This is a genomic window from Limnothrix sp. PR1529 (assembly GCF_002742025.1).
Taxonomy (GTDB): domain Bacteria; phylum Cyanobacteriota; class Cyanobacteriia; order CACIAM-69d; family CACIAM-69d; genus CACIAM-69d.
In genome coordinates this window covers 1-19,428 of the sequence record NZ_LIRO01000036.1, presented here as the reverse complement: position 1 = coordinate 19,428, position 19,428 = coordinate 1, and the positions used below count along the sequence as shown (strand labels likewise).

The following is a 19,428-nucleotide window of genomic DNA, read 5'->3' as shown; positions in this document are numbered from 1 at the left end:
CTACCCGTTGACTAACCATCGCCTAACCGTTGAGCAGCGCCTCTACAAATTCGTAGCTAGAGAAGGGGCGCAGCGCTTCAATGCTTTCCCCCGCACCAATGAACCGGATGGGGAGATTGAGCTGCTGGGCGATCGCCAGGGCAATCCCCCCCTTAGCGGTGCTGTCGAGTTTAGTGAGGACTACGCCGCTCAGTTTAGCAGCTTCTGCAAAGACCTTAGCTTGCTGAAGGCCGTTTTGTCCTTGGGTGGCATCCAAAACCAACAGCGACTCCACGATCGCGCCGGGGGCCTGCTTGTCGATGATCCGGCGAATTTTAGCCAGCTCATCCATCAAATTCTTTTTGTTTTGCAGACGGCCAGCGGTGTCCACCAACAGCAATTCCGTTTCGCGGGCAGTGGCGGCGGTAATCGCATCGAAAACCACGGCGGCGGGGTCGGTGTTTTTGCCGGGGTTGGCGATCGTTTCCACACCGGCTCGATCGCCCCAAACTTTCACCTGCTCCACGGCGGCGGCCCGGAAGGTGTCCCCCGCCGCAATCAGACAGCGGTAACCGGACTTGCTGCCCAGGCGGGCCAACTTCCCGATTGTGGTGGTTTTGCCTGCGCCATTCACACCCACAATCAGCCAAATATTCAGCTTGCCTTTTTCGGGAGCCAATAGGGGCAAGGTATCTGCGCCCGCCTCACGGATGGGGCGATCGAGCAAATCCCGCAAGATCTGTTTCAAGTAGGCGATCGCCGCTTCGGGGGGCAGGGCTTCTTCGCGCACCTTGTCTTGCAAAGCGCCAATGATCGCATCCGTCGCTTCCACGCCCGCATCGGCCTGGAGCAGCAGGGCTTCGATTTCTTCAACCGCATCCGCATTCAGCGGCCCCTGACCAACCAAGGACTTGAGCTGATTCACCAGGCCGCGGCGGGTTTTGTCTAGCCCTTGGCGCAAACGGGTGAGCCACTCAATTTCCTCGGCGGAAATGTCTTCCGGGCGACGACCCTGGGCCGCCAAAATTTCCGCCGACCACAGGAAGTTTTCATCAAAAACGATCGCCCCCGGTGGCAGGGCTGCCGGTTCCGCTTCGGCCAAGGGTTCCGGCTCCGGTTCCGGTTCCACAATCGCCTCGGCCTTGACCCGTTCCAGCCGTTCCGCGCGATCAGCCTCGGCCCGCTCCAGCAAGGAAGCCGACTCCGGAAGGGTGGGGCTAGCTGCCGCGATCGGCTCCGTTGGCTCAACGGGTTCCGGTTCCGGCTCTGGGGTAACTGGCGGTTGCTGAAGGTTTTGGTAAGCCGCTTTGGCCCACTGCAACAACTCATCCGCGTTGGAAGGAGCCGTTATCACTGGTTCCGGCTCTGGGGCGGGTTCCGGCGCTTCAGCCACCAACCGGGGAGCAGCCACGGGCGCAACCGGTGCGGCGATCGGTTCCGGCTCCGGTGTTGATTCTGGCTCGGTTGGTTCCGGTAATTCTGGTTCGGTTACTTCTGGCTCTGGGGCGATCGACTCTGGGGCGATCGACTCCGGCTCCGGTTCTGGCTCCGATTCCAAAGCAGCGATCGGTTCCGGTTCCGGCTCCGGGGTCAACTCCACCGTCAGCGCCTCAACCGCGACCGGCTCCGGTTCTGGCTCGGACTGAGGCTCAGGGTCGGGTTCCGCTTCCCCTTCTGGAGCCGTGGGGGTCGTTTCCGTGGCTGTTTCCGTGGGCTGGGCATCCGTGGGCTTGTCGGAGTCAAACTCAACGTAAAACTTCTCTTGGGAAAACTGACGTTGGAACCAGTTAAAAACCATCGATCGCGACCTTAGCAGTGACAGGAAGGCAAAGGAGCCAGGAAACAAAAAGTTAAAGACAGAGTAGCGCGGCCCCTAGGCACGGGTGGCCTTCATTTGGTCGATCGCCCGGCGCAACACACCGTTAATGAATCGGTAGCTGTCGGCCTCACTGTAGCGCTTGGCCAGCTCCACTGCTTCGTTAACCGCCACTTGCGGTGGCGTTTTCAGATAACAAATTTCCGCGATCGCCATGCGCAAAATATCCCGATCGATCCGTGCCAATCGGCTTAATTGCCAATCCACCATGCTGTCCGTCAAGGTTTGGTCAATCTCCGCCTGGTAGCGAGCCACCTTTGTCACCAAATCCAGAGCGTAATCTTGTACGTTCAGTTGTCCCGCCGCTTGCAGCATTTCCGGCAGTTCCACGGCCATGCCCAAGCGATTGATTGCAGATTGAGTGAACTCGATCGCCTCCTTCACCATGGCCACCGATCGCTGAGCATCGCTGGCCCGAATTTCCTCCCGCAACAGTTCCGTTTTGAGCAAACGCTCATTGCCCCGTTGCAATTCTGAGCTGGCCATCTCCAGGGTTTCTCGCACCTCAGCCATCAGGGTACGCACGGCCGCTTGCAACAGATCTTTTAGATCGCGGTCTTGGAGTTTTTCAGGTTTATTGGGGAGCTGGCTAATGCTGAGGAGAGCCAGTTCACGGGCAATTCGGCGAGCTTGCATGGGGTTGAAGGGAAAATGCAGGGTGAAAGAAGCGCGATCGCCCAGGATAGCGCTCTTTGCCGCACAGCGATCCGTCACGCGGCCAGCACCATCAAGGGCGGCTAATTGCTCTCAAGTGTTGCACCGGTCGGAACCGCCGACAAGGTACGGAACTCACCCACCAAGCGATCACGCGCCCTAACGAGTTTTAGCGTTGTTCCGATCGCTGGTTTCGAGCGCTGGTTTTGATCGCCTGTTCAGGGGCCCCTTGCAACGTCTTTTGCGATTTTTGCGATGTCAAATTTTGCGATGTCAAACCCAAGGCCAGCAACCCTCAGGAAAGGGAGCCGAAACCACATCATCAAATCGCCTTAAATTGCCTTCAATCTTGATGTTCTGATTGGGCGATCGTGAGGGACAAGGGGCTTAAGCCCCTTGTCTTTTTTGACTGTTGGAGTTAGTAAAGGATCGATTTTGGATAGTCAGATTTGAAGTTTCAAACAGCCTTCTTAATCAGCAGTCGCAGCGCCGAATTGCATGTTAACCAACCGCTGCTTATGGCTAATGCTTCAGATCAATCCCAGACCAATTGCAGGTCAATTCCCCATTAATTTGCAAAAACTAATTTGCAGATCAAAATTCGTCGTAGTCGCTATAGCCGCCACCATTGCCGCCCCCTTCACTGGCATCCCGCTTGGAACCCAAAAGCTGCAAATCTCGCACCACCACCACGGGACTAGTCCGCTGGGCCCCAGACTGGCGATCGGTCCAGGTATCAATTTTGAGGCTGCCTTGCACTGCAATTTCCTTGCCCTTGCGCACATAGTTGGCGGCCACCTCAGCGGTTTTGCCCCAAATTTCCAAATTGAACCAATCGGGCCCATCATCGCGATTGCGTGAAGGGCGGTTCACTGCCAGGGTCAAGCGACATTTCACCGATCCAGACTCGAAATAGCGCACATCGGGATCACTGCCAGCGCGGCCCACCAGATTGACAACATTGATGCTCATGGTAACTACCGATTACAGCCATTTCATTCAAGCAACTTGCGACAGCCAATTCAACTGAATACTGATGAATACTCAGCAAATACTCAGCACATGCTAGGCAAATCCTAGGCAATTTGTAGGGACAACCGAGAAAGATTAAAAGATTAATCGCAGGCTTAACTGCCCAGTTGGAACCAAAACGACACCAGATCATGCTTGCCTAAGGCAATGCGATCGCCCGGCCGCAGCCGATGCCGATTGCCCGGAGCCAAAAACAACCCGTTGACATAGGTTCCATTAGCACTGCCCGTATCCTCCAAATAATGGGCATCGCCCTCCACTCGAATGTCCGCATGGATCCGAGACACCACTTCCGCGTGGGGAAATCCTGAAACATCAATGTCCGGCGGTACGCGATCGTTGGGTTTGCCCAAATGGATAAGACTGATCTGCTCCGGTAACATCACAACCGCGCCGCTATGAACATGCACCAATCGGGCGATCGTCCGCTGCAATTGCGTCACAGCTCCCGGGATGGGCGCTGCTTCGGGGGTAGCTCCCATCAAGGCCGTGGGCGGCTCGGCGGGATCGCCCAAAGACCCGATCGGCTCGATTTCGGGACTGACTGGAAACAGCGATGCCCCGATCGGCTGTGTGAGATCGGTGATCTCTTCGTCACTGTCGGGGTGCGCAGGCGGCGCTGGCAAGGGAGGCGGAGCCGCCACGGGGCTGGGGGCCGGCAAGGGCGCGATCGAGGGAGCCGCCTGAAGATTGTGACCACATTGCCCACAGAAGTTGGCATCACTCAGAACCGGCGCACCGCAACGGGGACAGCTTTGCAGAGTGGGAAGAGCCGTGAAGCAGGCTTCACAAGTTACTGCATCATCGGGGTTGGCGTGATTGCAATTAGGACAATTAACCATGGAGCCGATCGCGCCTGGGCGCTTGCAAAGGAGCAAAGGAACCAAAATTCAGTCGTTCAGTCAATTACGGACGAGTTCGGATGATTTCGGACTCCAGACCACCGGGCTTGATCGCTGATGAACCGATCAGCCAGCGCCTAGAACTCCAGTCGCTCTCCAGCCGATTGATCAAACAGCCACCACAGTTCCCCCGACACCGGGCGCACCAATCGGGCTGGATAGGTTTGGTCTAGCAAAGCCGCCAAGGTGGGATCGTCACAAGGTGCAAACACCTGGGCGATCGCGGGTTGCTTGCTTTCCCCCGAGACCAAGAAAATCGTACAGCTTGCCTGGTTCAACACCGGCACGGTCAGGGTAATGCGGGGATCGTCACCCCGATTGCCCACCGTCACCCACCGATCGCGCACGGCCAAAGCAGCGGTGTTGGGAAACAAGGAAGCCGTATGTCCATCATCTCCCAAACCCAGCAACACCAGATCCAGGCTGGGAAAGTCTTCCTCTAGCCCCCACTGGTCGCAAAACAAGGCCCGCAATTGAGCCTCATACCGCGCCGCATCCTCCGCTGGGCTGGCTCCGTCGGTGGGCATGGGCCAACAGTTGACGGCGGGAATGGGCACCCGATCGAGCCAAGCCTCCCGGGCCATCCGCTGGTTACTGTCTGGGCTGGTGGGCGGCACATAGCGCTCATCTCCCCAAAAGATAAAGAGCTTTGACCAATCCAAATCCGCTTGCGCCAACTGTTCATAGAGTGGCTTAGGGGTGCTGCCGCCGGCCAGAGCCATGGTGCAACGGCCCGATCGCTTCAGGGCATGGTCAATTTGACTCAAAACCACTTCCACAGCCCGCTCAATTAGCTCAGGGCGATCGGGCCAAATTTCCACCGTCGGCAGTTGGGCCGGAAGCGATTCAGCAGGAAATGGGAATGATGGACTAGACGAATTCACCGACTCCGATCGGGCATCGGCCCCGGAAGCCGCATCCGTTGCCCCACTGGCAGGATCTGGGAACGCTGAGGTCATGATCGAAAAATGCTAAAGACCCGAGCCGCCACCCGGCCCGGTCAACTCCCCTAGCCTAACCGATTGATCGGAAATTCAATAACAGCTAATCGAAAGACCCGCCCAAGATCCACCAAAATTAAGATCCACCAAAGTTCGAAGCCAAAATTGGGAGCCAAAATTGGAAGTGTAAAATTTCATCGAAATCAGCGGGCGATTATCCTAAGTTGCTGAAACAATAGGGCACGGGAAAAGCCATGAAACGCTGACTTCAAATTTTGACCGCAAACTTTGACCGACCTTGGCTCAAAAACTTTGGCTGCAATTTTTGATCTCATTCGATCTCAATCGTGGCTCGCAACCCATTGCGATCGCCCGTTGGCCTGGCGCAATGGTAGCCGGTTCGATCGCCTCCTGATTTGGCTGCCGGCTCTTGTAATCCCCTTCTGTAACAGCGCTTCCTAAGGACGCTCCATGACGACTAGTACACATTCCTCCCAGACTTCCGCCCCCATAGCGGCCGTTGTGCTGCAAATCGGGGGCGCAGTGGCGATCGCCCTTGGATTAATTGATTTCCTTTCCGTTGCCGTTCCATTCGATTTTGCCAACCGAGGCTGGGTGATTGACACCACCCGCCAATTGATCGATCGGGGCATCGTGCCAGCCATGGGTGTCAGCCTCCTGTTTTGGGGCTTCTGGATTGAAATCAAATCCGGTGTCAGCCGGTCTTGGCGTAGGGGTGTGGGTGTTGCGACCCTGGCATTTTCGGCGCTGATGGGACTGTTGTTTTTGGTGATGGCCCCCACGCACCTGCTGTCTGTGCGGGCCGAAGCCCAATCCACCCTCGCCGCCATTACCCGCCAATCGCGGGAAGCCGAAAAACAAATTGATACACCCGAATTTAAAAACAGTTTGCAGCGCCAGCAACAGGTTTTTCGGGAGCAGATGCAGTTTTTGCTGCAAGACGATGCTCGGTTTAATGAATTTATTAACAGCCCGCAGTTTGATGAACGCCAGAAGGAGTTCATGCGGCGGCTGAAGGCAAATCCGGCTGACTTGGAAACGGTGATTCGCCAGCGGGTGAATGATTTTCCCCTGCAATTGCTGGCCCGCATTCGATCGCGGCGGCAGGAGCTAGAAACCCGCGCCAGAACCACGGCCCTGCGGTTGGGCGTGCAAACAGGAACCAGCGGCATTGCCCTATCGGTGGCCTACCTGGCGATCGCCTGGTTAGGGCTGGGGGGATCGGGTGGTCGTCCTGCCCCGCGCCGCCGTCGATCGGCTTAAGTTCGCCTTCGGTTCGACTCAACATTTCGACCCAATATTTCGATGCGAACCTCAATCTTTTGACCCTTGTTTTGGCCCTTTTTGGCCCTTCTTGACCATTCCGATCCAGACGTTCTGCGCAACCCGAGAGTTTGAGAGTTTAAGACTATGACGAAAGCTGGTAAACGCCCCTCGCCCCCTTTGGCCGCCCTGATTGCCATTGTGGTTGGAACCGTGTTAGTCATTTCCTCGCTGCTGGACTATTTAATTCTGATCTTCCCGCCGGATTTGCAAAATCCTCAATGGTTGCTCAACACCATTTCTGAAATTGTGGGCCGTGGCATTGTGCCCATGGTTGGAATTTGCTTCCTGTTTGCGGGGCTGTGGATGAATTCCCGATCGGGCTTGCCCTCCGCCAAGAAAACATCGCTGATGAATCCTCGGCTTTGGGTTTTGATTTTGTCGAGCGCCTTGGGTGTGTTGTTCCTGGTGCTATCACCGATTTACATCAACGGCGTGAACAAGGCCAGCGCCAAGGAAGTGGAAAACATCGAAGCTCAAGCCAAGGCCGCCCTGGATCAGCTAGGAGAGCCGGCGGAGCAATTTCGCGATCGGCTGAAAACCCTGCTGAAAAATCCCCAAGAACTCGATCGGTTGATCAAGAGCGGTCAAGTGCCGCCGCAAGTGGTGCAACAACTCGAACAAGCGCGATCGAACCCGGCCGTTTTGGATTCTCAATTCAACCAATTCAAGCAAGAACGGCAACAGGAAATTGACAAGCGGAAGACCGAGCTTGTGCAGCGCACCAAAACCGGCTCCATGAAAACCACCCTCCGCACAGGTCTCAGCAGCCTGGTTTTGGGTGTCGGTTATTTGTTCATGAGCTGGATGGGCTACACGAAACGCGGCTCCCGCGCACGTCCGGCCAGCCGAGCCAGCTAGGGCAATCTTTTGACTGGCTGAACTGACCGGCTTAACTGACCGACTCAACCAACTGACTCGCCTCGCCCATTGGATTCAGTTTGAATTCAGTTCAGGTTGATTTTGAATTGGAGAGAGTGGATTGGAGATTGATCGCGACTTGAACACCGCGATCAATCTTCCAAAAGCGGCCAGCCTGATCATGATCCACCCCACTTACAGACCAACTTACAGACAAAGCCGACTTCGCCACGCCATAACAGGAAGCATCCTGATTGCAGTACTCGTTAGCGAATTACAGCAATTGTTGGGAAAGTCATAACGGAATTAACGGTGCATCGACTCGATCGGCCATCACCGCTCGATCGCCCACCGATTCAAATCACCATGTTTTCGATCTATATCCTCACCCACAACGAAGAAATCGATATTGCAGATTGCATCGAGTCTGCATTGCTGTCCGACGACATCATCGTCGTTGACTCCCTCAGCACCGATCGCACCGTGGAAATTGTGCAAGACTACGCCCAGCGATCGCCCGTGCGGTTGGTGCAACATGCCTTTGAAAGCCACGGCAAACAGCGCACCTGGATGCTCGATCACATTCCCACGCGCCATGACTGGGTTTACATCCTGGAAGCCGACGAACGGATGACCCCTGAACTCTTTCAGGAATGTTGCCAAACCATCCAACGGGCCCACCATGAGGCCTACTACGTGGCCGAACGGGTGATGTTCATGGGGCAATGGATTCGCCGCAGCACCCAATATCCCCGCTACCAATTGCGACTGTTTCGGAAAGATGCCGTCCGGTTCGATGACTACGGCCACACGGAGCGGGAGGTGGTGCAAGGAACCACGGGTTTTTTAGAAGAAACCTATCCCCACTTCACTTGCAGCAAGGGCCTGAGCCGCTGGCTGGATAAGCACAACCGCTACTCCACCGATGAGGCCCAGGAAACCTTGGCCCAACTGACGCGGGGCAACGTGTCTTGGCGCGACTTATTTTTCGGTAAAACGGAGGTGGCAAGGCGGCGGGCCCTCAAGAATTTGTCCCTGCGGTTGCCCTGTCGCCCCCTGGTGCGATTTGTGTATATGTATTTTGTGCTGGGGGGCTGTTTGGATGGACGCGGGGGATTTGCCTGGTGTGTGCTCCAGAGCTTTTACGAGTACCTGATTGTGCTGAAGGCTTGGGAGATGCGCTATGGCACAACCACATCCCGATCGACCCCGCGCCTAGGCAAGAAATTACGCAAAAAATAGGGTTAGTCAACGGCTCTCAGCGGCCAGCCTGTGAGCAGCCGGCCTGTAAACAGCCGATCGCCCAGCAGCAGACTCGGGGTCGATCGCCTGGATCAGCACCAAACTGATGCCGGATTCAATTCCCGGCAAATTCCCAAAAATCACGAATCCGGCGCTCGGGCAATGGCAGAATGGTGAAACGGCGGTTGCGGCCCCCTTGCCCCTGCCCAAGTCCTAAAGCAATGTCTGAAACGGATCGCATGGAAGGCGCTCCTCCTGTGGGTTCTTCAATCAATCGTGCCCGCCGTTCCAGATCCTCGAAGCGGGCGGGTGGGCCTCAGCGGTTGGCTGGGGTCAAAACCGCGTCAATTCTGGATCTGCTGTTGGGCCAATTGCCGCAACTGCGCACCCAAAGCTATTTCAAAGCGTCCCTGACGGCCCTTTCCCACGCGATCGAGGATTTGGTGTTGGCGGGGCCGGGCGATCGCCCCTTAGTGATTGCCAGCTTTCAGCGAGAACGGTTCTATCGTCAGGAAGCCCGCCGCTACCATCGGATTGCGCACCAGAGCGATCGGGTCTATGTGCTCTCGGCCCCGGAGGCGGAGTTTCGCAGTGCGTCGGGGGAATACGAAACGGTGGCCTTTGAACCCACCGATGCGTTGGCCAACGAGTGGCACTTGGTGGTGTTGGGCGATCGGTACGCGGCCTGTTTGATCTGTGCGGAGCGCCAGGGCGGTGAGTCCCAGGCCGATCGGGCCGGCAGCTTTGGCGCAGATGATCGGGTGCGGCGGTTTGAGGGGGTCTGGACGTTCGATCGACAGGCCACCCAGGTGGCCGCCAGCCTCTTGTTGGAGCGAATTCGCACCTATCGCCCCGAGTTGGGTGACAAGATCGATCGCACCCTGGCCGAGTTTTCCGAAGGTGGCGGCCCCACCCTGCCCGAAATTGACCCAGAACCCTTTGCCCACCGGCTCGTTACCTATCTGCAAGCGGGGCAATACAAGCTTCTGAAAGCCTATCGCTCCATTTCCACCCAAGAGCGCAAGGAGCGGTTAATTAACCTGATCACCTCAGCCATCCGCCAATCTTTGGATCCTTCAGAGGTGATGGGGGTGGCCGTGCGCCAGTTGGGCCAAGCTCTCCGCTCCTGTCGCTGCATTGCTTACCGCTGCAAGGACGGAGATGCTACGGCCACGGTGCAGTATGAAATGCTGGGAGCCACTGTGCCCTCCCTGTTGGGACAATCCTGGCCGCTGATCAGTCAGGACTGTTTTCAATCGGCCCTTCAGAACCATGGCGGAGTTTGCGTTCTGGATCTGAATGAGGAACCCCAACCGGGCTTGGTGCAGGCGATCGCGGAACAGTATGCGATCGCTTCCTGGTCGATCGTGCCCGTGTGCTATCGGGACAAACTGTTGGGGGCGATCGAGCTGCATCACTGCGGGAGTTTGCCGCGCCTTTGGTCTGCCGATGAAACGGGGTTGATGGATGCGGTTGCCACTCAGTTGGGTGCGGCCCTGATGCAGGCCCAAACCTACGCCGATCTTGAAGATCTCAATCAGCAATTGGAAGCGCTCGATCGCACCCGTAGCAACCTGATTGCGATCACCGGCCACGAACTGCGCACGCCCCTTTCCACGATCCAGGTTTGCCTTGAAAGCTTGGCTTCAGAACCGGATATGCCCCTGGAATTGCGCCAAGTGATGTTGGATACGGCCTTGGGCGATGCGGAGCGAATGCGCGTGCTGGTGCAGGATTTTCTCACCTTGTCTCACCTGGAAAGCGGGCGCGTTAATTGGAACCTGGAAGCCTTGCCGCTCACGGAATGTGTGGAACTGGCCCTCAGCAGTGTTCGGGCCCGCGTGCCCCGTGATCGACTGCCCCGCATTGCCTCGCAAGTGTCTGAAGCGTTGCCCCCCGTGCGGGCCGATGGGGAATGGTTGGTGGAAGTGCTGTCCAAGCTGCTGGACAATGCCTGTAAGTTCACCCAGCCCGAAGGAGCCGTGACCATTGAGGCGGGCCCCACCCTGGACGGGGCGATCGAGGTGGTGATCACGGACACGGGGCGCGGCATTGAACCGAACCGCCTGGAAACCGTGTTCGATCGGTTCTATCAAGAGGAAGGCTCCCTCCGGCGCACCGTGGGCGGAACCGGCCTGGGTCTGGCGATCTGTCGGCAAATTATCCTCGGTCTGGGCGGGCAAATTTGGGCCGAGTCAGATGGCAAAGATCGCGGCAGCCAATTCCACTTCACAATCCCGGTTTTTGAGGGCGATCGACCCAGTTCCCTCAGCGACTTGATCGGTTAAACCTTAGGACTCTTAAATCCCAATAAATTTCAGTTGCCTGTAGGGTGGGCACTGCCCACCGAACCGTTGATTCATGGCATTTGCGATATGACGTGCCAATTATTTTAGGTAAAGGCTGTATCAAGGCTGAAGTTGATCAGCAAAAGGAAACAATCATGAGTCCAGCTAAAATTTATATCGTTGATGAAGGTGATGTTATCCGTCAAGAGGAGGGCAAGTTACCCTTCATTAATGAACAAACTTGTCTTGCGACTGATCTGAAAGATGTCGTTCTCAAGCGGCTTTTCATGTACGGTGCAACAGATGCATGTCATCAAATTTTCTCCCAAGGTATTGAATGTGTGATTTTGCGTCCTGGTGATAAAAGCTGGTTATCAGGCAAATTGCGTTTCGTCTTGGAACTACACTTGGATCTGGCCCAGGAGATTGATTCAGAAGTAGAGACCAATCAGTCATCTTCACTCGATGAACTTCGTCGTTTAGCCAATGGTTAATTCTTATGACTTCTGAAGAAAAGTTGCCAGAATCACATAGATTTTGAATCACATAGATTTTATCGACTAGACAATGGCGATATTTTGCGAGTCGATAAAGGGAAATTGCCTTTCGTTGGCGGTAACACTTGCCTAATTGAAGATCTATTAATTTCTCAAAGAAACCGCTTCTCTGAGCATTGTCAAGAGTGGAATATTTTCAAGGATGGATTGGAATGCAGAATTCTGCGGCCAGGTTCTAAAAACTGGGTGAGCGGAAAAGTCAGGTTTTATTTGGAAATTGCAACCAATACAGACAATGTGCCTCAGCTCATGGAGGATGAACCTGATGAGTCGCCACTTGATGCAATTCGCAAGTTGGCTGACGAGTAGCGCTCAACACTAGGGCGCGGCATCACTGCCCAGGCGCACCGTAATATCGGAACCTAAATCGCCCGTCGCCGATCGATCCAAGGAACCGTAGCCTAGCCGCCGTTGCACCAACTCAGCCAGATCCAGATCGCCGCCCTGGACAATGATTTGGGTGTCCCGTTGCACTTGGGGCCAAGCATCGATCGCTCGCACTTGCTGGAACCCCGCCCGCCGCAATTGGGCGATCGCGGCCGCCAATCGGGCCGGATCGCCGCTGGCATTTTGCACGGAAATGCGGCTGAAGGTTTGACCATATTGATCGCGGGCACTGGCGCTGAGGAGTTTGGTGCGCCGACCAACGCCGGGTCGATCGGGCGGAAAGTAGCTTTCCAACAGGCGGGCAACGGCCTTGGGATCGGGGTTCCAAAAGTTGCTGGCATCCATCTGACCCGGCAACAGCAACAGACGCACCTGCTCCGGTTCCTGCTGAATCAACAGGTGAACGAGGGCCAGCACCTCCGGGCGCGCCAGATCCGTGCGCAGGTATTTGTGAACCCGTTGGGCAATTTGGGGCAATTGGGGCAACACACTGGGGCTGAGGGCCCGATCTCGCAGGGCCCGTAACAGCAATTGCAACCGCTGCACCCGATCGAGTTCGCCCCAAGCACTATCCACTCGGTAGCGGGCGAATTGTTCCGCAGCACTGCCATCCAAGCTTTGCCAACCGCCATCCAGTTGAATTTTGAGTTGTCCCGCCCGATCGCGGTAGCGCATCGCCTGGGGCACAGACAGTTCCACCCCACCCAGCAGATCGACCAATTCTCGCAAGCCTTCGGGGTTCAACCGCACGGTGCGATCGATCCGCAACCCGCCCAGGGTGTTGCTCACGGACTGCTGCACCAGGGCCGTACCGCCGATGCTGTCCGCTTCGTGCAATGCGCCTACGGCTCCGCTGGGAAACACCACCCGCGTATCCCGAGGCAACGACATCACCGTCACAGTGTCATCGGTGGGATCAAATCGGGCCAGCCAAATGGCATCCGCATGACCATTCAAGGCTTCCGGCGCACCCAGGGGAATTCCGGGCGAAGGCTCCACCCCCAAAACCAAAATGGTGAGCGGTTGCAGGAGGCGATATTGCAACCCGCTGCGCCACAGATGCTCTAGGGTCTCGTGGCGCATGAGGGGCATCACGGCCGGATCCAGGGGCATGAACAGGGCGGCGGCGGCTCCCAAGGTGGCTGAAATCGTGCCGATCGCCACGCCGGCCATGCCCCAAAACAGCAAGCGGGCCAACCAGCCCGATCGCGGTTGTTGCCAATCGGCAGCCATCCACCGCCCCAACCGATCGGGATAGGGAGTGGCGGGCGGCTGAACCGGTTGATCCGTGGGGGAGGAGAAGGGAGAAAACTGACTCAACGCTGACCTTGGATCCTAATTACGAATTGAAATTTACGAAATGGAAATGGAATTTGAGATTTGAGATTTAGGATTTGGAATTTGGGACTAATAAGAAAATGTGATTTCTGGTTCTTTTTCCTGCTCTTTGGATGAGTTTTCTAGCCGATCGCGCTCACGTCTTGGGCAACAAGCGCATTGTAAGCCGTAAATAGATGGCGATCGGCTGACCTGTGGCAGTGAGAGCCGGCAAAAATCGCAGTTGAGCGGCGCGGGCTTCGAGGGCCTGTTGGGTTGTCGCACTTAAACCCGGGGTCAGCAATCCCGCAAAGCCAACGGAGCCATCGGCCATTACGGCTAACCGTAAATCCACCGCTCGATCGGCCCAATTGGCTAACTCTGGGTAGTCTCGCAAGTTCAAACTCGGCGGCGCGGATTGCAACTGGGGCAGGCGGCTCAGGTCGGCCGCTTGGACGATCGGGCTGCCATCTCCCGGTGTGGTTAGTTCTAACCCAACAATCGCCAGGCCGAATGCTTGGTTTCCCCCCTGGCCTGGATTGGGGTTGGTGCTTGGGCCGCCAGAATTCCCGGCATTGGGAGCGGGCGGGCGATTGGGATTCGGCCCCGTGCCATTGGGAGCAGGGTTGGGGGCGATTGGGCGATTTGGGGGCGCATTTTGCCAACCGGGAGCGGCATAGTCCGGGGGCATGTTCGGATCGATCGGGTCGGGGTTGAAGGGCCGATCGGGAATCGGGGCCCCACCAGTCGGCTCGCCGGGCCAGCGGGGTTGGCTGGCGGCCCCCGAGCCTTGCAGTTGACCCGGATCCACTTGCCGCAAGGGAGCCAACGGCCGCAACGGTTGCCCCGCAGTGGGATTGACCGGAGGAGCACCGGAAGCAGCCGGATTAGCCGCCACAGCACTCGCGGGATTAGCGGGAACAGGATTAGCGGGATTATTAGGGGCGATCAGCCCCGTTGAAGTTGCCGAGCCACCGGCCGCTGGCAAGGTCACCCGCACCACCGGCAAGGGCCCCGCCGTCGGCCCCGCTTGGGCCCCCGATCGCCCCACACTCCAGAGGGCTAACCCGTGAAGGGCGATCGCCCCCAAGGCCGCTCCCCACCAAAACCGGCGCGATCGGGTTGCCGGTTGGTAGTGAATGGGCAAGCCTTCCGGAGCAACAACATGGGTCGATCGAGCAACGGGGCGATCGGGCATGGTCTTTCACCAACTGTCCAACTTGATTCCAAATTCGTCCGTTGATTCAGAAAACCATTCGGACAATCATCCCGAGATTCAGCCCAAGATTTCCGGCAAAATCCAAAGTGGGGTTTCCTGCTGGTCGCCACCTGTTTCAAAATTAACGATTAATCAAACCATTCATCAGCCCATTCGCTAGCCGATTCATTTACCCGAAATTCTGCCACCGCGCTTTCGCGTCTTCAAGAATCCCACTTTGGCCCGCTGCCCAAGCGACTTCAAACCGGTCTCAACCTGTTAATTAACCTTTGCAAACCAATCCTATGACCGCCACCAGCACCGCATCTCAGCTCACCAGCGCCCTCGACTATTTCCGCCAAAGCGCCGGTCAATGGCAATCCCAGCGGGTCACCCACCACCTGGCCTTTCGGCGGGCCGAAGTGGGCGAATCGGAAATTCAGGTGGAAATGCTAGAGGTCACCGATCCGCGTTTGGCCGAAATTTGCCAGATGTATGACATTGACCCTGCCGCCGCGGCCGGTGGGGCCCTGGTGACCTGGAAAAGCTTGATGGCCTGGGATGCTTCCGAAGAAGACAACCACGAGGGACAAACGGTGATGGTGATTGTGCCGGATGCCACGGACGATCGCCGGGGCAAGCTGCTGCGGGAACGGGGCTATGCGGAAACGGCTCCCGTAGCCGGTGAATATCACCTGGACGAGGAAGGGGGCATGGTTTTAACCACGGAATACGAAACCATGAGTTCCGTGGAGCGTTTTTGGTTTCCCAATCCGGATTTACGGATGCGCACCAGTGTGCTGAAGCGGTTTGGCGGTTTCAACACGGCCACGTTCTGCACGGAAGTGCGGGTGGGTTGTGATCAATCGGCGGTGGCGGCCGGGGGCGATCGGGAGCAGGCAATCTCGGCCCTGGGTTGGTAATGCCTGAGTGGGTCACGATCGGGTTAGCCAATCCCGGGTTGGCCATCGAGGGGCGATCGCCCGCCAAATTCCTCAGAATCCGACTTGGTTCGTGAAGAACCACCAGCGACGCGAAACGCTTTGGTACAATTTGCGATAGCTAGCAATGCTTTTAAACAGTGGAGTGCTTCGGCGCTTCTGCTGACCGGGCGATCAACGCCTGGCCCCATCCGGCCAACACAGGCGCGATCGCACCATTCCCACAGCGAACCATGCGCGGCTCCCCGTGCATGTCAAGCTTTATTAAGCGTTTTTCAGGAACCGTGCTTGCCCTCGCGGCAATCTCGTAACCTGAAAAATGGCAAATTTGGCAGCGTCACCTTGTTGGTTCCTGCCAGCCGATGTGCCTTTAACAAGCGCACGTTAACAAAGCCCGTGACTTTTTGAGACTACCGAGACTACGGAGATTCTGACGTGGCTATTCCTGTATTGAGCTTCTCCCCTTCTTCGCAAAACCAACGTGTGGCTGGTTACGAAGTGGGCAGTGAAGAGCAACCGAAAATTTACGCAATCGAAAACGTCTTCTCTGGCGGTGACATGGACGAGCTGATCTGGGCGGCCTATCGCCAGGTCTTCAGCGAGCACCAAAACATCGCTAACAACCGCCAAACCTTCCTGGAATCGCAACTCCGCTACGGTCAAATCACCGTTAAGGATTTCATCCGGGGCTTGGCCACGTCGGATAGCTTCCGCCGCCTGAACCTGGACACCAACAGCAACTATCGCTTCGTGGAAATCTGCGTCCAGCGGATTTTGGGCCGCGACGTGTATAGCGAGCGGGAAAAAATTGCTTGGTCGATCCTGCTGCCCACCAAGGGCCTGCAAGGTTTTATCGATGCACTGGTGGATAGCGAAGAATACGCCGCTAACTTTGGCGACAACACGGTTCCTTACCAGCGTCGTCGTGTGCTGCCCCAGCGCACCGAAGGCGAAACCCCCTTCAACCTGAAGACTCCTCGCTACGAGGCTTACCACCGCAGCCAACTGGGCTTCCCGCAAGTGGTGTGGCAAAACTCGGTGCGTCGCTTCACTCCCCAAGAGAAGAAGGTTGGCGCTGGCAGCCCCGCTGGGTTCCTCGGCATGGCTCGTGCGGTGACCCCCTCGCTGCCGGTGGTGTCCCGCACGCCGTTGGCCAACATCAACATCGCTACCGCTGTGCCCTATCGCAAGCGCTAATCGCAAGTGCTAAGTGGGGCGATCGGGCGATGACTGTCAGGGTCTTGGGGCCCCTAGTCATTGCTCGGTTCCTGGGTTTTGCAGGACGAAGCTCAACAACTCACCACAATGCAACAGAGGGCCGGGATAATTCCCGGCCCTCTGTTTTTGCGTTTGCCTCAACGTCTCAGCAATCGAGACTCAGTAACTACAACTCAATTGCTGATGCGATTGCCAATGCGATCGCTGATTCAGTATTTGAGCTGGGGCGCTGACAAGCTTTTGGGTGATGGGAATTGCGGTGGGGCCCATCTTCATGGGCCCAATCGCAGCTAGGGAAACTGGAACGGGCGATCGAGCCAGGAATTACATCCCGAAACCGCCCATACCCATACCGCCCATACCCATGCCACCCATACCCATACCGCCCATGCCACCCATGCCGCCCATGCCGCCCATGGGATCACCACCAGCGGGAGCAGCGGGTTTCGGTTCGGGTTTGTCAACCACGATCGCCTCGGTGGTCAGCACCAAACCGGCGATCGAGGCGGCATTTTGCAGGGCCGTCCGCAACACCTTGGCCGGGTCAATGATCCCCGCCGCTTGGGTGTCTTCGTAGGCTCCGGTCAGCGCGTTGAAGCCGATGTGATCGCCCTGGTTACGCACCTTTTCAACCACCACAGCGCCTTCGTAACCGGCGTTTTCGGCAATTTGGCTGAGGGGCGTGGTCAAGGCTTGGGCCACAATACCGGCCCCGATCGCCTCTTCCGCGTTCAGGGTGGCCTTGAAGCTTTCGGCCAGCTTAGCCAGGCGCATCAGGGTTGCCCCACCACCGGCCACCACCCCTTCCGCGATCGCGGCTTTGGTGGCGTTCACGGCATCTTCAATGCGCAGCTTCCGTTCTTTCAATTCGGTTTCGGTGGCCGCGCCCACTTTAATCACAGCCACACCGCCCACCAAGCGGGCGATCCGCTCTTGCAGCTTTTCAGTGTCGTAGTCGCTGTCGGTGGCGGCCAGTTCGTCCTTGAGCTGTTGCACACGCGCGGCAATGGCGGCTTGATCTGCCCGATCGCCCGCCACGATCGTGGTCGAGTCCTTGGTGATCGTCACCTTTTGGGCATATCCCAAAACGCTGGTATCACAGGATTCGAGCTTCGTGCCCGTCTCTTCGCTCACCACCTGGCCATCGACCACGAGGGCGATATCTTCAAGCATGAACTTGCGGCGCTCGCCAAAGCCCGGAGCTTTCACAGCGGCCACGTTCAGCACGCCCCGCAGTTTGTTGATCACCAAGGTGGAAAGTGCGTCGCCTTCAATATCCTGGGCAATGATCAACAGCGATTTGCCATCGCGCACCACTCCTTCCAGAATGCTCACAATTTCCGCGAGGCTATTGATTTTGCCGTCTGTCAGCAGCACAGCCACGTTGTGCAACTCCGTGATCATCCGCTCGGAATCGGTCACGAAGTAGGGCGAGGTGTAGCCGCGATCGAACTGCATCCCTTCCACCACATCCACTTCGGTGGTCAAGGATTTCGACTCCTCCACGGTGATCACGCCGTTTTGGGTGACCCGATCGAAGGCGTTAGCGATCGTGCTGCCGATTTCTGGGTCGCTACCGGCGGCCACGGCGGCAATTTGGGCGATCGCCTCGTTGCTGCTGATCGGTTGCGCCAGCTCGTTAATTTCCGCCACCAACCGGGCAACGGTTTTGTCAATCCCGCGCCGCAGGGCCACGGGGTTTGTACCGGCGGTCACATTTTTCATGCCCTCACGCACCAGGGCTTGGGCCAACACGGTGGCCGTCGTGGTTCCGTCACCAGCAATATCTTTGGTTTTGGTGGCCACTTCGCGCACCAGGCGAGCACCCGTATTCTCCAGGGGGCTTTCCAGTTCAATTTCTTTCGCGATCGTGATGCCGTCATTCACGATGCTGGGAATGCCAAATTTCTTTTCCAGCAAAACGTTTCGGCCTTTAGGGCCCAGCGTGACGCGCACGGCATCGGCCAAGGCGTTAACACCGTTTTCGAGGGCGCGGCGCGATTCGTCGCTGAAGGAGACGATCTTAACCATAGGGGTGTGGGGTCGCTATCCGTGATTTACCAATGGTTCACCCCAAGACTGTATGCAAATTTGGCACTCTCGGAAAGGGAGTGCTAACCGAACCTATGGCTTGCCATTAATTGCCCAGCTTTCCCGATCGCTCACTCGATCGCGTGGCGTTTGCAGGATTATTCGCAGGGTTAAAGCGGCCATTAGTCCTTCAGGCCCTCCCTCAAGTCCCATCTCTCAACTTGTTTGCCCGATCGCGCCCTAAATTTCCTCAAAGCGAATGTTGGTGTTCATGGTGTCAGGAGACAGCATCGTTCCTTGCAACACCAACACCACCGAGGGGCTGCCGCTGCCTTGAACCGTCACTTGGTCGCCCACTTCCAGGGTGTTCCGCGGGGCGGTGCTGCTGGGTTTGAGGCCCAAGCTGGCCGGCGGGTCAAAAACAATGCTGAACCCCCATTGCCCGATCGTGGTGTTGGTGGTGCGTTCGGTGTAGCCCAGGCGGCCGAGCGCTTGGCGATAGAACTGGATGGCGGCTTCTGCGTTGGATTTGCTCTGGAAGTTCAGGCTTTGCTGGCCGTAGGCATTGGCCGCAAAGATGGCGGGCCGGTTGGCGGGGGCGGTGGTCGGTTGGGGCAACCCGCGCAGAATATTGAGGACGTTGGGGGCGCTGGGCTGGCT

Annotated in this window: 18 protein-coding genes; 8 read left to right on the top strand and 10 right to left on the bottom strand. The window is 57.1% G+C overall.

Annotation, left to right across the window (positions count from 1 at the left end; all coding sequences use genetic code 11):
- Nucleotides 1-22 precede the first annotated feature (22 nt).
- The 5 genes from ftsY to pgl form a co-directional block, all read right to left on the bottom strand.
- Complete coding sequence (gene ftsY, locus AMR42_RS05705; RefSeq protein ID WP_099532499.1) at nt 23-1,777, bottom strand: signal recognition particle-docking protein FtsY; 1,755 nt, start codon at nt 1,775-1,777, stop codon at nt 23-25.
- Between the two features lie 75 nt (nt 1,778-1,852).
- Nucleotides 1,853-2,491: a transcription antitermination factor NusB gene (nusB, locus tag AMR42_RS05700; protein WP_099532575.1), complete on the bottom strand. Its 639-nt coding sequence runs from the start codon at nt 2,489-2,491 to the stop codon at nt 1,853-1,855.
- Between the two features lie 612 nt (nt 2,492-3,103).
- Complete coding sequence (locus AMR42_RS05695) at nt 3,104-3,481, bottom strand: single-stranded DNA-binding protein (protein ID WP_099532498.1); 378 nt, start codon at nt 3,479-3,481, stop codon at nt 3,104-3,106.
- Between the two features lie 155 nt (nt 3,482-3,636).
- The gene (locus AMR42_RS05690; RefSeq protein ID WP_099532497.1) at nt 3,637-4,383 is read right to left on the bottom strand and encodes an FHA domain-containing protein; all 747 of its coding nucleotides are present in this window, start codon (nt 4,381-4,383) and stop codon (nt 3,637-3,639) included.
- A gap of 137 nt (nt 4,384-4,520) precedes the next feature.
- Nucleotides 4,521-5,402: a 6-phosphogluconolactonase gene (pgl, locus tag AMR42_RS05685; RefSeq protein ID WP_099532496.1), complete on the bottom strand. Its 882-nt coding sequence runs from the start codon at nt 5,400-5,402 to the stop codon at nt 4,521-4,523.
- Nucleotides 5,403-5,855: 453 nt separating this feature from the next.
- Here pgl and AMR42_RS05680 point away from each other — a divergent pair, with 453 nt between their 5' ends.
- The 3 genes from AMR42_RS05680 to AMR42_RS05670 all read left to right on the top strand — a co-directional run bounded on the left by AMR42_RS05680 (nt 5,856) and on the right by AMR42_RS05670 (nt 8,831).
- Nucleotides 5,856-6,668, top strand: coding sequence for an HpsJ family protein (locus AMR42_RS05680; RefSeq protein WP_143472951.1), 813 nt, complete (start codon nt 5,856-5,858; stop codon nt 6,666-6,668).
- 147 nt (nt 6,669-6,815) lie between these two features.
- Complete coding sequence (locus AMR42_RS05675; RefSeq protein ID WP_099532494.1) at nt 6,816-7,589, top strand: HpsJ family protein; 774 nt, start codon at nt 6,816-6,818, stop codon at nt 7,587-7,589.
- Between the two features lie 366 nt (nt 7,590-7,955).
- Nucleotides 7,956-8,831 carry a glycosyltransferase family 2 protein gene (locus AMR42_RS05670; protein WP_099532574.1) on the top strand — a complete coding sequence of 292 codons (876 nt, stop codon included), beginning with the start codon at nt 7,956-7,958 and terminating at the stop codon, nt 8,829-8,831.
- Nucleotides 8,832-8,946: 115 nt separating this feature from the next.
- Here AMR42_RS05670 and AMR42_RS21350 read toward each other — a convergent pair whose 3' ends face one another.
- Entirely contained in the window at nt 8,947-9,072 is a 126-nt protein-coding gene (locus AMR42_RS21350) for a hypothetical protein (RefSeq protein ID WP_255407529.1), read from the bottom strand.
- Nucleotides 9,073-9,154: 82 nt separating this feature from the next.
- Between AMR42_RS21350 and AMR42_RS05665 the strand changes: the two genes are divergently transcribed.
- The 3 genes from AMR42_RS05665 to AMR42_RS21575 all read left to right on the top strand — a co-directional run bounded on the left by AMR42_RS05665 (nt 9,155) and on the right by AMR42_RS21575 (nt 11,985).
- Nucleotides 9,155-11,119 (top strand): DICT sensory domain-containing protein, encoded by a 1,965-nt coding sequence (locus AMR42_RS05665; protein ID WP_242027906.1) that lies wholly within the window; start codon nt 9,155-9,157, stop codon nt 11,117-11,119.
- 44 nt (nt 11,120-11,163) lie between these two features.
- The gene (locus tag AMR42_RS05660) at nt 11,164-11,613 is read left to right on the top strand and encodes a KGK domain-containing protein (protein WP_143472950.1); all 450 of its coding nucleotides are present in this window, start codon (nt 11,164-11,166) and stop codon (nt 11,611-11,613) included.
- Between the two features lie 84 nt (nt 11,614-11,697).
- Nucleotides 11,698-11,985: a KGK domain-containing protein gene (locus tag AMR42_RS21575; protein ID WP_158234375.1), complete on the top strand. Its 288-nt coding sequence runs from the start codon at nt 11,698-11,700 to the stop codon at nt 11,983-11,985.
- Between the two features lie 9 nt (nt 11,986-11,994).
- On the opposite strand, the gene AMR42_RS05650 is transcribed toward AMR42_RS21575, so the two are convergent.
- Entirely contained in the window at nt 11,995-13,383 is a 1,389-nt protein-coding gene (locus tag AMR42_RS05650; protein WP_099532491.1) for an LCP family protein, read from the bottom strand.
- A gap of 154 nt (nt 13,384-13,537) precedes the next feature.
- The gene (locus AMR42_RS05645; protein WP_099532490.1) at nt 13,538-14,578 is read right to left on the bottom strand and encodes a hypothetical protein; all 1,041 of its coding nucleotides are present in this window, start codon (nt 14,576-14,578) and stop codon (nt 13,538-13,540) included.
- Between the two features lie 305 nt (nt 14,579-14,883).
- Between AMR42_RS05645 and AMR42_RS05635 the strand changes: the two genes are divergently transcribed.
- Nucleotides 14,884-15,501, top strand: a complete 618-nt coding sequence (locus tag AMR42_RS05635) for a phycobiliprotein lyase (protein ID WP_099532488.1) — start codon at nt 14,884-14,886, stop codon at nt 15,499-15,501.
- A gap of 453 nt (nt 15,502-15,954) precedes the next feature.
- Nucleotides 15,955-16,716 (top strand): phycobilisome rod-core linker polypeptide, encoded by a 762-nt coding sequence (locus tag AMR42_RS05630; RefSeq protein ID WP_099532487.1) that lies wholly within the window; start codon nt 15,955-15,957, stop codon nt 16,714-16,716.
- A 345-nt stretch (nt 16,717-17,061) separates the two neighbouring features.
- Here the strand turns inward: AMR42_RS05630 and groL are convergent, their stop codons facing one another.
- Both groL and AMR42_RS20265 read right to left on the bottom strand, forming a co-directional pair.
- On the bottom strand, nt 17,062-18,768 hold the full coding sequence (gene groL, locus AMR42_RS05625) for a chaperonin GroEL (protein WP_099532486.1): 1,707 nt from the start codon (nt 18,766-18,768) through the stop codon (nt 17,062-17,064).
- 240 nt (nt 18,769-19,008) lie between these two features.
- On the bottom strand, nt 19,009-19,428 hold a 420-nt coding region (locus tag AMR42_RS20265; RefSeq protein WP_099532485.1), incomplete at its 5' end, for a hypothetical protein.